Annotated in this window: 13 protein-coding genes; 9 read left to right on the forward strand and 4 right to left on the reverse strand. The window is 38.8% G+C overall.

Annotation, left to right across the window (positions count from 1 at the left end):
• Positions 1 to 195: 195 nt before the first annotated feature.
• On the forward strand, positions 196 to 945 hold the full coding sequence (locus DP119_RS00005) for a hypothetical protein (RefSeq protein ID WP_112229717.1): 750 nt from the start codon (positions 196 to 198) through the stop codon (positions 943 to 945).
• A 104-nt stretch (positions 946 to 1,049) separates the two neighbouring features.
• Positions 1,050 to 1,229, forward strand: a complete 180-nt coding sequence (locus tag DP119_RS00010; RefSeq protein WP_112229719.1) for an ABC transporter permease — start codon at positions 1,050 to 1,052, stop codon at positions 1,227 to 1,229.
• Positions 1,230 to 1,365: 136 nt separating this feature from the next.
• On the opposite strand, the gene DP119_RS00015 is transcribed toward DP119_RS00010, so the two are convergent.
• Positions 1,366 to 1,836, reverse strand: coding sequence for a hypothetical protein (locus DP119_RS00015; protein ID WP_112229721.1), 471 nt, complete (start codon positions 1,834 to 1,836; stop codon positions 1,366 to 1,368).
• 698 nt (positions 1,837 to 2,534) lie between these two features.
• On the opposite strand from DP119_RS00015, the gene DP119_RS00020 reads away from it, so the two are divergent.
• Together DP119_RS00020 and DP119_RS00025 are read left to right on the forward strand one after the other, a co-directional pair.
• Complete coding sequence (locus tag DP119_RS00020) at positions 2,535 to 3,092, forward strand: hypothetical protein (RefSeq protein ID WP_058380782.1); 558 nt, start codon at positions 2,535 to 2,537, stop codon at positions 3,090 to 3,092.
• An 832-nt stretch (positions 3,093 to 3,924) separates the two neighbouring features.
• Positions 3,925 to 4,641 carry a GntR family transcriptional regulator gene (locus tag DP119_RS00025; RefSeq protein ID WP_112229723.1) on the forward strand — a complete coding sequence of 239 codons (717 nt, stop codon included), beginning with the start codon at positions 3,925 to 3,927 and terminating at the stop codon, positions 4,639 to 4,641.
• Between the two features lie 52 nt (positions 4,642 to 4,693).
• On the opposite strand, the gene DP119_RS00030 is transcribed toward DP119_RS00025, so the two are convergent.
• Positions 4,694 to 6,340, reverse strand: coding sequence for an SLC13 family permease (locus DP119_RS00030; protein ID WP_112229725.1), 1,647 nt, complete (start codon positions 6,338 to 6,340; stop codon positions 4,694 to 4,696).
• Positions 6,341 to 6,654: 314 nt separating this feature from the next.
• Here DP119_RS00030 and DP119_RS00035 point away from each other — a divergent pair, with 314 nt between their 5' ends.
• The 3 genes from DP119_RS00035 to gap all read left to right on the forward strand — a co-directional run bounded on the left by DP119_RS00035 (position 6,655) and on the right by gap (position 10,066).
• The gene (locus DP119_RS00035; protein ID WP_112229727.1) at positions 6,655 to 7,752 is read left to right on the forward strand and encodes a tartrate dehydrogenase; all 1,098 of its coding nucleotides are present in this window, start codon (positions 6,655 to 6,657) and stop codon (positions 7,750 to 7,752) included.
• Between the two features lie 71 nt (positions 7,753 to 7,823).
• Positions 7,824 to 8,978, forward strand: a complete 1,155-nt coding sequence (locus DP119_RS00040; protein WP_112229729.1) for a glycerate kinase family protein — start codon at positions 7,824 to 7,826, stop codon at positions 8,976 to 8,978.
• A gap of 62 nt (positions 8,979 to 9,040) precedes the next feature.
• Entirely contained in the window at positions 9,041 to 10,066 is a 1,026-nt protein-coding gene (gene gap / locus DP119_RS00045; protein WP_112229731.1) for a type I glyceraldehyde-3-phosphate dehydrogenase, read from the forward strand.
• A 396-nt stretch (positions 10,067 to 10,462) separates the two neighbouring features.
• Here gap and DP119_RS00050 read toward each other — a convergent pair whose 3' ends face one another.
• On the reverse strand, positions 10,463 to 11,266 hold the full coding sequence (locus tag DP119_RS00050) for an SMI1/KNR4 family protein (protein ID WP_112229733.1): 804 nt from the start codon (positions 11,264 to 11,266) through the stop codon (positions 10,463 to 10,465).
• A 430-nt stretch (positions 11,267 to 11,696) separates the two neighbouring features.
• On the opposite strand from DP119_RS00050, the gene DP119_RS00055 reads away from it, so the two are divergent.
• Together DP119_RS00055 and DP119_RS00060 are read left to right on the forward strand one after the other, a co-directional pair.
• Positions 11,697 to 11,990: a 3-isopropylmalate dehydrogenase gene (locus DP119_RS00055; protein ID WP_112229735.1), complete on the forward strand. Its 294-nt coding sequence runs from the start codon at positions 11,697 to 11,699 to the stop codon at positions 11,988 to 11,990.
• Positions 11,991 to 12,124: 134 nt separating this feature from the next.
• On the forward strand, positions 12,125 to 13,306 hold the full coding sequence (locus DP119_RS00060; protein ID WP_112229737.1) for an IS256 family transposase: 1,182 nt from the start codon (positions 12,125 to 12,127) through the stop codon (positions 13,304 to 13,306).
• 54 nt (positions 13,307 to 13,360) lie between these two features.
• On the opposite strand, the gene DP119_RS00065 is transcribed toward DP119_RS00060, so the two are convergent.
• Positions 13,361 to 13,660, reverse strand: a complete 300-nt coding sequence (locus DP119_RS00065) for an MBL fold metallo-hydrolase (RefSeq protein WP_112229739.1) — start codon at positions 13,658 to 13,660, stop codon at positions 13,361 to 13,363.
• Positions 13,661 to 13,766 lie beyond the last annotated feature (106 nt).

The raw sequence follows: 13,766 nt of genomic DNA on the forward strand, positions 1-13,766 counted from the left end.
TAATTGCTTATCTGAAGGAAAGAAGTGATGGAATAAGCTTCTTTCCTTTCGTTCGTGTAAGTGTACTTTTACGAACGGTTTCTTCCTGAAAAACTTCATCCAAATTATGTTAAAATTAATATGAGAGTATTTGAACTACTTAAGAATAATTCTTGAATAGTCAAAGAGATAATTTAAGAAGAAGGAGCTTAGTAAATGAAGCATATTTATGCCTTTGAGGAAATAAGAGAGTATGAAAAATTTCAAAATATTATTCAGCGTTTCAGTAAGCGACTAAATGATTATCAATTCCTCTTAGAAGAAGAGTATGCCTTAGTAGACAAACCAAAAGGCGTGGTTTGGACTTCAGCAGAAGCAGCAACTACTATTTTTTCTGATCTACCGATTCCTGCATTTACGAATAAAGACACGATATACATAACACCGGATGTAAAAGCTTGGAGAAAGCTATTTATCCAGCAATTGGACGGGAAGGATCTTCCTCATATTCAACGGTTTTACGAACGGCTTTCTGAGAATCACATCCTTACAATATTAGGTCACGAATTGACCCATCACTCAGATTTATTTTTAGATGAATTTGGAGATGATCGAGAAGACGGCATATGGTTTGAGGAAGGCATGTGTGAGTACTTACCGAGGAAAAACCTTTTAACGGAAGGTGAGTTCGAGACGATATCAGCAATCGAAAAAGAATTAGTAAATGTATTTACTGAAGCATATGGGGATCGGTCCCTTGATGAATTTGGAAGCAACTCATATACAGCGAGTTTGTCCAGCATCATGTTTGATTACTGGCGAAGTTTTCTTTCCATAAGATATCTTGTGGAAGAATGTTATGAAAATAACATTAAGGCAGTTTTTGAAGAATATCATAAGTGGGATATAGAGGGACGTGTGGTCTCTCTAAGGGAACATTTTGGATTAGACAAGGTATCGATATAGAACAAGATAGCAAGCAGAAATGGGGAAATGAATGTAACTTAAGTGCAGTTAAGTTACATTCGAAATTCAATTTTAAGAGATTAAAGCGAATAGAGGTGTAATTAATGAAAAAATGGACTGTAGTTTGGATAGTAATTTTCGCCGCAATTTTAGAAAGAGTTGTCCATCATTTATTTTTAACAGACAGCTTTATAATTCGTTTATTTACTGCGCTCATATTCGTAGCAATAGGCATTGGAATTGGTTGGATCTCACTGAAAAAGAAGCAATATAAACAAGTTTAATTTTTTTTGATAAGCTTATGAAATCAGTTTTGAATGTAACTTAATGTGAATTAAGTTACATTCACTTCCGAAGAAAATCAATCTTAAAATATAAAGAGGATGCTCTAGAAGAGAGCATCCTCTTTATATAAACCCATTAATCTTCCACAACATCGATCAAGTCATTATGTATTTCTATAAAGTAATTTTCCAATAAAGTTTCTATTTTCCCATTTTCTGCGTAATACGCATTGTCCGCGGACTCTACCTTACTGTAAAAATTCTCTTCCTCAATTTCATTCTCTTCCAGAGCCTGGTACAGTTGCCACAAGTGCTCAAGGTAAGTCTTTTCAACGACGGCATAATCAGCAGCGCCGATTTTTTCCAGGATGTTTACAAGTTCTTCCCGATACTGTTGGATCCCAACTTCCTTGATATAATCTCCCAGCCAATGGAGGAGCATCTCATGTCCGCCACTTTCGAGCTCTGAATAATAATGATAGACAACCCATGCTTCATTGACTCTCTTGCTTTCAAACGGGAAATCCTTTTCGCTAATCACACGAATAACAGCATTCCATATATCATCATTGGTCATCAATTCTTTTCTGTTCATTTTCAGCTTCACAATCGTCCCTCCAAATGTATGCAGTGAGCAGTTCTTTGCAGATATTTGACTCAATACTCAATTCGCCATGCTCCAGGAAAATCCTCTTAAGACCTTCTTTGAAAAATGAAGAGTTTCAATTATCATCAAAAGTAATTTATAGAGCTGACGATTGAGTTTTTTAAAATTCTGAATGTAACTTAATCTAAATTAAGTTACATTCAAAAACTTGATTCTACTGGATTCACCAGAAAATCATTCAGAACTAATTTTATTAGAAAAAATGATACATTCAGAATGCTTTTCTATAAGGTTTTAAAACATGAATCTCAAAAAATGTAGGTTTACATATCAAAACTTATCGGAAGCTGTACAAATAGAAAGGGGGAGTAGATACATTTTTGTTCGCATATACTCTCCCTTTTGTTTGCAAAAATGAACTTTTATGAACGGTCAATTTAACAAAGAATACGATTTATGAATACTTATGGAGAATTAAATATTTATAAAGAATTGAGACCTGATTGTGATATGGTATTTATATGGAAGTGAAATTACTGAAAATAGTAATAAAGAAAATTGGTTTTAGGTGATGAGGTATTGAAATATAGATTTTGGCGGTCCGTCAATTAGTTTTAGTGGTGTATCTTTAACTTCATTTAGCATTCAAGATAACACATACTATACAAATATTATGCTGATTTAGGGAGTGAGTAAAATTGAAAAAGAAAAATATTTTATTTCTTATTACTGTCGTAGTATTCCTAACATTATTTATAGGTGTTAGCGGTTATGTGTATCCTTTTTCACCCATCGGCTACACAAAATCCGTCACCGTTCAGCATGGTTTTACGGATAAATACGATAGCAAATTTGAAGAAATAGAAAGTATGCTCAATAATACAAATTCGAATGATATTTTTCTGGATCAAATAGAGGTTACTCTAGAGACAGTAGATTTAAACTGGCTACGGTCAAATGAAATGCAAAAAGTGAATCTAAATCAATTGCAAAAAATGGAATTGGAAGCTCAAGATCAATACCAAGGAAATTTAGGATTATCGAGAGGGTATGAAAATATTGACGCGAAATCTTTGCAATACTTAAACGCATTAACAGATGGATTTAAGAAAGCGGAGGATGAACTACAAAGAATTATATACCCTGAATTAAGCTCACGATCCAACATCGAAGAGAAAGTGTCTCATTTACCGTCAATCTATTACGTTATCCTTGTTAACATTGAACGTTTAGTTGAAGAATACCAAAAAAATTAAAGGGCTTGTCATAACAACAATAAAGCTGCACTCAAATTAGGTGAAACCTAAAAAGTGCTCCCCCTTGGAACAAACCCAAAAAGTTAGAGAAAGAATTAAGCCATAGGTTCGGTATTCGTCCGGACTCATGGTTTTTAATGATTCTCCACTAACTATCGAGATGTTCGAACAGGATGAATGAAACTATATGCAATAAAAGGATTTACTTATTTACATGTAATTCTTGACGGTCTCATTTGGAATTTAACTTAATATCAAGTAAGTTATATACCAAAACTTAATTCAAGAAGCTTCGAAGCTCAAGAAAAGAAAGTAGATTAGCTAGAAAAAATCATACATTCAAAAGATCGCTCCATAAAGTTTTTAAGGTTGAATTCCAAAAGAATATAAGTTTACATATGACCAATTATCGGCAGGGAAGAAGTGATGGAAAAGCTTCGTTCCTGCCTTTTGTTCTTTTAAGTGTACTTTTACGAACGCTTTTAATCATTAACAAGTAAATATGAAAAAGCAGTGGTGAAAATATTGAAGTTGCACCTCTGTTTTAATTAGAAATGATTAACTTATAGATGTGACGCTGTTTCTTTCACTAGTTTTAACCCTGTGGAAATGATCGTTGCTACGTTTTCGGAACCTTGGACATGGCCTTCCACAATCACTTCGTCTATGATTTCAAAACTGAAATAGTTTTGCATTACAGCACGCATAGATATTTTTATAATTAATTTTATGAAGCTTTTTGCAGACATTATTACTTTATTTGTATAAGAATCATGTATCATAATATAATAGTAAAGAAATAGAATCAGGAAAATTGGGGGGTGATTTAAGTATGAACTTAGAAGAAGAACTCCAATTATTCATCCATAATTTAGAAGGAATGGATAAATACCGATTGCCACAAAGAGCATATCATACGATTCGACTGGCCATCCGTGACTTAATTCTACCACCTGGAACAACCCTCCTTGAACGTGAAATCAGTGAAACGCTTCAAATGAGTCGTACGCCTGTCAGAGAGGCACTGGTTCGATTGGAGATAGAAGGTGTTGTTCGACTGGTTCCCAGACGGGGATTTATCGTAGAGCCGATCGAGCAGCATGATCTAAAAGAAGTTTATGAAATTATCACCACATTGGACAGCCTTGCCATCGAAACAGCCACTGCTAATGCCACTATTGGAGAACTGGATTATCTGGAAACCATTATCGAGGAACAGCAAGCCGCACTGATAAAAGAGGATTTGAAGCAGTGGTCGGTACTGGATGATTTGTTCCATACGACAATCACTGAGTATGCACAAAATAAGCGCTTGAAAGCGGCGATTGACAGCTATGCTGATCAATCGTACCGGGCGAGATTGTTCACAATCAAAGAACGGCCCATTCCACAGCGGTCGATCATCGAACATAAAGCCATTGTTTTCTGTATGCGTGCAAAAGATGGCAAGGCGGCTAGTATGCTGATTCAATCCCACCGGAGGCGTGCTCAGAAAGAAATACTGGAAGTGCTGGATAACATCAATCAAATTAGAATCGCAAGCAACTAAAAAGCGGCCTTCTCTATCAAAGAGGAGACCGCTTTTTTATTGCATCATCAGTTTACATCAAATGCCCAAAAATGATTGGCACGTAGAAGTAGGCGATGATAACAGAGAAAACTATGGAGAATAAATTAAGCCAAACACCGGTTAAGGCCATAGTGCTCATTTTTACATAACCGGTTCCAAACACAATCGCATTTGGCGGAGCGGCAACAGGGAACATATAGGCAAATGTAGCGCCCATATTGGCTGCAACCATAAGGATGATTGAATCAGTCCCAAGCGTTGTAGCAGCAACAGCAACAATCGGATAAACCATCGTCGCAGTAGCTGTATTTGAAGTAAACTCGGTCATGATAGTGATGGTCCCGACAATTAAAGCGATAGTAACAAAAAGCGGGATGTTTCCGAATCCGGTCAACTGTCCGCCAATCCATTGATCAAGCCCCGATTCCATAATGCCGGCCGCTAGTGCAAGACCACCGCCAAAGAGCCATAATATTCCCCATGGAAGCTTTAAAATCGTATCCCAGTCTAAAATATTTCCATCTTTATTCTTGGCTGGAATGGCAAATAAGAGAATCCCTGCGATTAAAGCAATTAAGGTATCGTCCAATCCAGGAATAAACTTGTTAAGGATAAAGCTACGAGTAATCCAAGCCACACCTGTTAGAGTGAAAACTGTTAAAATGACTTTTTCTTCATAACTCATTTTTCCTAGACCAACCAATTCTTTCTTAACGATTTCCCTGCCACCTGGCATACTTTGCAATTTCATTGGAAAAGCAATTTTTGTCAGGTAAAGCCAAATAAGTGGAATTAGAATAGCCACCATCGGAAGTCCGAAAAGGAACCAGCGGGCAAAAGTGATTTCAACGTCATATAAGCTTTTGACTGTGGCGGCTAGGATGATATTAGCTGGAGCTCCTACCAAAGAGCCAAACCCACCAATAGTTGCGGCGTAAGCGGTCCCAAGCATTAATGCAGTTCCGAATGGGAATTTTCCGGGAGTAGTATCGACTTCAGTTTTACCTTTAAGTGAATCGGCAACGTGCTTTGCAACAGCCAGACTTATAGGAACCATCATCATGGTTGTAGCGGTATTTGAAATGAACATAGATAAAAATGCTGTAGCTACCATAAAACCGAGAATAAGCATATTTGGATTGGTACCGACAAATGAAATGATGGATAAAGCAATACGCTTGTGTAAATTCCATTTCTCCATTGATAACGCTATCATAAAACTTCCAGCAAACAAGAAAATTAACGGATCTCCATAATTTGCGGAAACAACACCCGTCTCCATCACTCCGAGAAGCGGGAATAGTAATAATGGAAGCAAGGAAGTGATTGGAATCGGCATGGCTTCCGTAACCCACCACGTAGCTACCCAGGCAACGATTGCCAAAACGGTTACTGCTGTTGCTGACATATCAGCGGGAGAAACCAGTAACTTTATCAGGAGAAAAAGAATCGGGCCAAGTAACAAACCGATTAACTGAGGCTTAGTATAACTGGTCGATCGATCATGGGGTTCTTTTGAATTCGCGTATTTCGTCTTTTCTTCTTTAGAAAGATCGGCAGTTGAGCGAGCGGCCGTACTCATAGCTAGGACATTGAGTGTTAGAATTGCTTTCATCATTGCTTTGGCCTGGTCATTCCAAGCCCACATTTGAACCCACCATTTTTTTGCAACTGTCATAAATACTTCCCTTCTTTCTTCTTAAATATTATCGAAAAATGATACCGCTTACACAATTGGGGAAGAGCTTTTAAAAATGCTGTTGACGTCTTACTTAAGTAGAATTCTAACTTTATGTATACGTTAATGTCAATGCAAAAATAAAAATATTCAAAAAACTTAATTAAAATCTCATATTTAAGGGTTGAATCAATTACTATTAAATTATTTTTGAAAATTAAAATATTTAATTGACATTAATGCATACGTTAATATAATATACAGCTTAACACTAATAAATATGCCAGTGATGGCAACTATAGGAGGAATTGCAGATGAGTGAAACTAAAAAATTTCGATTGGCGGTTATCCCAGGTGATGGAATAGGGAAAGAGGTAGTTAGAGAAGGAATGCGTGTACTGCAGCATATGGCGGAAGAGTCTGATGGTAATTTTTCTTTTGAAAGCGATTACTTTCCGTGGGGTTGTGAATATTATTTAGAACATGGCAAAATGATGGACGAAGACGGCGTGGAGAAAATCAAAGATCATGATGCGATTTACTTTGGAGCAGTTGGGTTCCCGGGCGTGCCAGATCATGTTAGTTTATGGGGATTGCGCTTGGCAATCTGCCAAGGTTTCGATCAATGGGCAAATATTCGGCCGGTTGAATTTTTACCGGGAGTACCCAGAAGATTAAATCATCCGAATGTTGATGATTTAAATTGGATATTGGTACGTGAAAACTCCGAAGGAGAATATTCAGGAATTGGTGGTCGCAATTTTGCTGGTCGCGGCACTGGAAATGAAGTTGCTGTTCAATCGTCTTTATTCACGGAAAAAGGCTGCGAACGAATTATCCGCTTTGCATTTGATTTGGCCCGCACACGGGATAGAAAAAAAGTGACAAGTGTGACGAAGAGTAATGCACAGCAATACGGCATGGTATTATGGGACGAAGTCTTTGCTCGGGTCAGCAAAGACTACCCGGATGTTGAAACAGATCAGTGGCTCGTTGATGCTATGGCCGCTCAGTTCGTATTGCATCCCGAAGAACTGGAAGTAGTAGTGGCATCCAATTTATTTGCCGATATTTTGTCGGATCTGGGAAGTGCTCTCGCTGGAAGCTTGGGAATCGCTGCAAGCGCGAACTTGAACCCGGAAAGAAGAACGCCAAGCATGTTCGAATCTGTCCATGGATCTGCCCCGGATATTGCGGGGAAAGGCGTAGCCAATCCAATTGGCACTATTGGAAGCGCGGCATTGATGCTTGATCACTTAGGATTGAAAGACGAAGCAGTCCAGTTGAATAAAGCAATTGAAGAAACTACGAGACAAGGCATCCTGCCCCGTGATTTAGGCGGTTCATTTGATACAGTAGATGTGACAGATGCCATCATTAAAAATTTAGCAAAAGTGAAGACAGAAGCTTAATTTAAAGAATGTCGTAATCGATTCAGTTCGATTGCGACTTTTTTCTAAGTCGGAAAAGGCAGGTGTGAACTATGAAGGTATTAATTGCAATGGATTCATTTAAAGGAAGTTTATCTTCTATAGAGAGCAGTACAGCAATTGCGGCGGGAATTAAAGAAGTTTATCCACATGCCGATATCGAAGTGCTTCCATTGGCTGACGGGGGCGAAGGGACTGTGGAAGCGCTTGTAAACGCAACGGATGGAACTCTTGTTACGATTCCAGTAACAGGACCACTTAATGAAACAGTAAAAGCAACCTATGGGATTCTTGGAGATGGGAAGACAGCGGTAATTGAAGTGGCTGAAGCTTGTGGATTGCCACTTGTTCCTTACGGTGAGCGCAATCCATTAAAAGCAACCTCTTATGGGGTCGGGGAAATCATTTCTGATGCCATCGAGAAAGGGTCTCGCGAGTTTGTCATTGGACTTGGAGGCAGTGCGACAAACGATGCGGGCATTGGGATGCTCCAAGCATTAGGATTTTGCTTTTACGACATGAACGGTGAAAAAGTAGGAATAGATGGCCAATCGCTAACCGATATCTGGAGCATAGACTTGAAGCAGGTAAATCCTATGTTGAAAGAGTGTAGATTCAGAGTCGCTTGTGATGTAAAAAATCCTCTTTACGGGCCGGAAGGCGCAGCTCATATTTTTGGGCCGCAAAAAGGAGCGACGCCTGAAATGGTGGAACAATTGGATAAGGGACTTAAACATATCGCAGAGATTGTCCTTGATACCCTTAAGACCGATCTCAATCAGATTGAGGGAGCCGGGGCTGCTGGAGGGTTGGGTGCTGCTTTTTCAAGCTTCTTGCATGCCGATCTCCAATCTGGAATCGAATTGGTGATGGAAATTATTGAAATGGAAAAGAGCATGCAAGGGGCAGACTTCGTCATTACGGGCGAAGGGAAGTTAGATGGACAAACCTCTATGGGAAAGGCGCCGCTTGGCGTAGCAGAGCTAGCTCAGAAGCATAACATTCCGGTCATTGCCCTTGCGGGGGGGATTACGGAAGAAACGGCAGTTCTAAACAAGCTGGGGATCACTTCTTATTTTTCCATCTTGAATCAGCCGATGACGCTGGAAGAAGCTATGGATTCGAAGGTGGCCTACAACAACTTACGCGCAACAACAAATCAATTATTCCGGTTGATTCAAGCAGTTCGCACTACTGTGAAGATATAAGTGGTTATTCCTTTTTCTTGGTTAGCTAAAAGACAAGTTTAGAAACGAAAGGGGGCAATGCGATGAAAAGAAAAGTGGGCGTTAGCGGCACGGGAAGAATCGGACGCTTAGTGATCAGGCAAATTTTATCTGATGCAAACAGCCAATTGGAGTTAGAAGCTATCAACTCTACTGCCCCTGCAGAAACTGTGGCTCATTTATTAAAATACGATACTGTCCATGGAACATGGAATACAGAGATCTCCGTGGAACACGGGAATCTATTAATTGATGGCCAGCTCATTCAAGTGGTGTCTGAACGCGAACCTGAGAACATCCCATGGGAATCTTTAAACGTAGAGATTGTGATAGATGCCACCGGTAAATTCAATCACCGTCAGGGCGCACAAAAACATCTGGCAGCAGGGGCATCTTATGTAATCATAACCGCACCTGGAAAAGGGATGGACTTAACCGTCGTAATGGGTGTAAATGATCACCTATTGGATCTTTCGAAGCATACACTTTTATCAGCTGCTTCTTGCACGACAAACTGTGTTGCCCCTGTGTTAAGTATATTGGATCAGGCTTTTAGAGTAAAAAGAAGTTGGATGACGACCGTTCATTCCTTTACTTCTGACCAAAGACACATGGATAATCCCCATAAGGATTTGAGAAGGGCAAGAGCTTGTATGCAATCCATTATTCCAACCACAACAGGAGTAGGCAAAGCACTTCGGGATGTGCTTCCTCATCTCGCGCCTTACGTTGAAGGACTCTCACTGCGTGTTCCCACCCAGGATGTTTCTTTGGCTGATTTTACTGTTGAGGTGCCATGTCAGGTATCGATAGATGAAGTGAGGTCGGTTTTTAAAACAGCTGCGCACGAAAACCGTTATGTCGGTTATACAGAAGAACCTTTAGTATCGGCCGATTTCATTGGCTGTGATAAATCAGCAATTGTTGATGGGCTTTCAATCATGGTTGCAGGAAATCAAATTAAAGTACTTGCCTGGTATGACAACGAATGGGCTTATGCCAACCGGGTCATCAATTTGGCTCAAGCAATCCAACAAAGAATAGAGAAAGCAAAGTCGCTTCAGTTATAGAGTTAACATTGCCGACTCTTATAAACTTCTGTTTTTACAGTCTCATTCAATTTTAAAGTTTGATTTACAGCTTGATAGGGCCTAGGTTAGTATCCAGAGTCATTAAATTGATACTAGTTTACGTCACTCATATCAATAACTTAGCACTATCAAAATTTGAACTCCCTTAGAGTTTACATATCATCAATTTATCGGAAGTGAAGAAGCTAAACTAGAGATTGTCCTTTTTCGGTATTGAAGAATACTTAAAAAAGACTTCCTCTGTTTAGAAGAAGTCTTTTTCTAGTGTAGTATTCATTTAATCTCCTGCTACTTAGCAAATTTACCGGACATTCTCCTACAAGCACTGAGAATCCTTGAGAGAAGAAGTATACATTGGAAATAGGTACCTTTTTCTTAAAAGTGTTTATACTTGATTCTTTTTCTTATTTCTCTAGCTTCTGAGCTTATGCTTTCGTTCTTGTCTGCGATTAATTTCTCGATTATTTCTTTAAGTAAAAAATGCAAGTTTTTATCCGACTCAATAATGTAGATTTCAAGATTGTTATTTAAGATATTAGTAACAGTTTCCCTAATTAGTACCTCTGAATGAATAGCGCATTTCAAGAGCTGTTCGAAATACCATTTGTGGTTTTCTGGATATTGAAGATTTAATAAGGTCACTTCGATTAATAGAATATCATTCCCCGAAAAGATCGTTTCAGCTGCTTCTTCAGAAGTACCCCAATCTTCGTTGTCTTCGTCATTTTCGAAGAACACTTCTTCTTTTGAAAGGTTATTTAAGAAATCATCAAATGTATGGGCTACTTCAATTATTTCTTCAGTTTCTGGTTCCAAATAAATCACCGGAGGGTTTACTGAATCCTTTCTGTAATCAAGAGCAAAAAAGCTATTCCCATCTCCGCTGAAAATAAGAATATTTTTCGGAAGACCCCATTCATCAATGAGATAATCTGAATCTAAAATACCACCTTGACCACAACCATAAATGTGATTAATCTCAAAATACGCATTGGTTTCAAGATGGTTTTCTTTTTTTACCGAGTTAAACTTTATGGTACCGCCATTTTGTTCTAAAAGAATCTCTTTATAAGAAGCTGGCAATTCCGTATTTAGTTGTTTTTCTATTTTGTTAATCTCTACTTCTGAAGTTTTTGGTAACTTATAATCATCTTCTACTTCGTTAACCCATACGAACATCAAGTAACCTCCTTAGGTTTTAATGAATAGTCTTCTTTAATATAGTTAATAACCATAATAAAACAAAATGATTCAAAAGATACGTTTCACAAAAATAGGAAGTCAAATTTTTTTTACTATCCATACGTTTACATAATGCCGGATTATCGGAAGTCATGTGTATTTCAAAGGAGAGAAGGTGTGCTAAGCACATCTTCTCTCCTTTTTGTGAATCTGTACTCTTACGAACGATTTTATTCAATAAAGTAAAGGTAATTATTTCATATACATATTATGGGAGTTGGTGTTAGTCTAAATGTAGTTGATGTTTGAAAAAGTCGAATGTAACTCACCGCACTTAAGTTACATTCAACTACCAAAGATTAAAAGAAAGTCTTTATGGCAATGACTTTGAAATTCAAGAAACCAAAATTATGTAAGGAAGGGTTAAATGACTTACTTTTTCTTAATACTTCTGGTTTTCTTTATAATTGTCGCAAATATTATTGGGTTTAAAGGCTATAAGAAAAAGAAAAATCTATATTCTGTAGCGTTTACAATACTATTATTAGCGATATTATTTGGGACAATCGGCGGTGCACTGGCACTATTTCTTATTCGTGATGCTTTTGCAATATTTTATGGCATGCAAGTAGGTTACTGTCTCTTAATAAATAGTTTCATCGTTTTTATAATTGCGATTGTAGCAACTTTAATAAAAAACTATAACAGTAGAAAAATATAATTTAAAAAAGCATAGAACTAAGTCGTACTTAGAGAGCGTAAAATATCTTGTGTAAATGAATAAATAGAAAAAGGAAGACCTTTTCTTGTAGAATTAAATCACCACAACCAATTCACAGAAAAGAGGCCTTCCCTATGACTCAGTTTACAACAGATATTATGCAAGCTCTAGTAAAAAAAGAAGACATCTCCGAAGTTTTTCGCAAACATTTGGAGACGGCGGTGAATACGCTCCTTCAAACGGAACTAACGGCGTTCCTGGATTACGAGAAATACGACCGCATTGGGTTCAATTCGGGCAATTCACGGAACGGTGCCTACGCGCGGACACTCCATACGGAGTATGGGGATTTAGAGCTTTCGATGCCACGGGACCGGAACGGCGAATTCAACCAACAGACGGTCGCTCCGTACAAGCGCTCAAACGATACGCTGGAAGCCTTCGTTATTCATATGTTCCAAAAAGGCGTGACCATGTCCGAGATTTCGGACCTGATCGAGAAAATGCACGGCCATCATTACACGCCACAAACCATTTCCAATATGACGAAAGTCATGAGCGAACAGGTCGAGGCGTTTAAATCTCGTCCGTTAGAACAGCGTTACGCGTGTGTCTATCTGGATGCAACTTACATTGCCCTCAAGCGCGACACGGTCTCGAAGGAAGCCGTCTATATTACGATTGGCATCCGAGAGGACGGCTCAAAAGAAGTGTTGGCCTATACCGTGGCACCTACGGAATCCGCATTTGTTTGGGAAGAAGTCCTGTTGGACTTGAAAGAGCGCGGTGTCGAAGAGGTGCTTTTGTTTATCTCCGACGGCTTAAAAGGCATCACTGATCGCATCTTCTCGGTCTTTCCCGATGCTCAATACCAGGCGTGCTGCGTCCACTTGTCGCGCGGGATCCGCCACAAAGTTCGCGTTACCGATCGCAAGGAGATTCTGGATGATTTCAAATCGGTCTACCGGGCAGAGAACCGAGAACTGGGTGAAAAAGCGTTGAAAGTCTTTGTCGATAAATGGAAAACGGCCTATCCCAAAGTGGCGAAATCGTTGGAAGCGAATCCCTATATTTTCACTTTCTACAGCTTCCCAAAATCCATTTGGCGAAGCATCTATTCAACGAACCTGATCGAATCGTTCAACAAGAACGTAAAGAAATACAGCAAGCGCAAGGAGCAATTTCCGAACGAAGATTCCTTGGATCGCTTCCTGGTTTCCCAGTTCGAAATCTATAACCAGAACTTCTCCACCCATTGCCATATCGGATTCGATCAAGCTCGTGCAGAGCTGGCTGAGATGTTCAAGCAAGCCTAATCGATATACATACAAGAAAAGGATTTACTTATTTACACATAATTATTGACGGTCTCATGTAATTTCTTGATACGTTTTTAAGTACTCTTTTGTTTTGTAATTCGCAATCGACACTAAATTCCATTGACTCATGCCAAATGAATGATCGCAGTGATGATGGGTGAGAACCAAGTACTTAATTGGCGGCAATTCCATTTTTTCTAGCTCAAGCTGAAATTCACGTGCATGTTTAGGCGAATTTCCTGAATCGACAATTAAACAATGATCATCTCCAATTACAAGTCCAATCAATGGCCTGCCTGTTTCATTGCTAGGCATCATGTAGTAAATTCGCTCAGTTACTTTCTCCAACATTCCTGTCACTTCTCCTATCGTGATTATTTGAATCGATCCATTTTTAGCAGGCGATCCATTAATTTTACACTAAACCAAGCCTATGAATTTTTTATTGACAGAAAAA

Origin of the sequence: Planococcus maitriensis (genome assembly GCF_003289925.1) — a bacterium.
GTDB lineage: Bacteria > Bacillota > Bacilli > Bacillales_A > Planococcaceae > Planococcus > Planococcus maitriensis.

What these genes read in the sequence shown, in the direction of transcription:
- DP119_RS00005 (WP_112229717.1), top strand. Translation starts at nt 196, where the DNA reads ATGAAGCATATTTATGCCTTTGAGGAAATAAGAGAGTATGAAAAATTT.
- DP119_RS00010 (WP_112229719.1), top strand. Translation starts at nt 1,050, where the DNA reads ATGAAAAAATGGACTGTAGTTTGGATAGTAATTTTCGCCGCAATTTTA.
- DP119_RS00025 (WP_112229723.1), top strand. Translation starts at nt 3,925, where the DNA reads ATGAACTTAGAAGAAGAACTCCAATTATTCATCCATAATTTAGAAGGA.
- DP119_RS00030 (WP_112229725.1), bottom strand. Translation starts at nt 6,340, where the DNA reads ATGACAGTTGCAAAAAAATGGTGGGTTCAAATGTGGGCTTGGAATGAC.
- DP119_RS00035 (WP_112229727.1), top strand. Translation starts at nt 6,655, where the DNA reads ATGAGTGAAACTAAAAAATTTCGATTGGCGGTTATCCCAGGTGATGGA.
- DP119_RS00040 (WP_112229729.1), top strand. Translation starts at nt 7,824, where the DNA reads ATGAAGGTATTAATTGCAATGGATTCATTTAAAGGAAGTTTATCTTCT.
- gap (WP_112229731.1), top strand. Translation starts at nt 9,041, where the DNA reads ATGAAAAGAAAAGTGGGCGTTAGCGGCACGGGAAGAATCGGACGCTTA.
- DP119_RS00050 (WP_112229733.1), bottom strand. Translation starts at nt 11,266, where the DNA reads ATGTTCGTATGGGTTAACGAAGTAGAAGATGATTATAAGTTACCAAAA.
- DP119_RS00055 (WP_112229735.1), top strand. Translation starts at nt 11,697, where the DNA reads ATGACTTACTTTTTCTTAATACTTCTGGTTTTCTTTATAATTGTCGCA.
- DP119_RS00060 (WP_112229737.1), top strand. Translation starts at nt 12,125, where the DNA reads ATGACTCAGTTTACAACAGATATTATGCAAGCTCTAGTAAAAAAAGAA.
- DP119_RS00065 (WP_112229739.1), bottom strand. Translation starts at nt 13,660, where the DNA reads ATGTTGGAGAAAGTAACTGAGCGAATTTACTACATGATGCCTAGCAAT.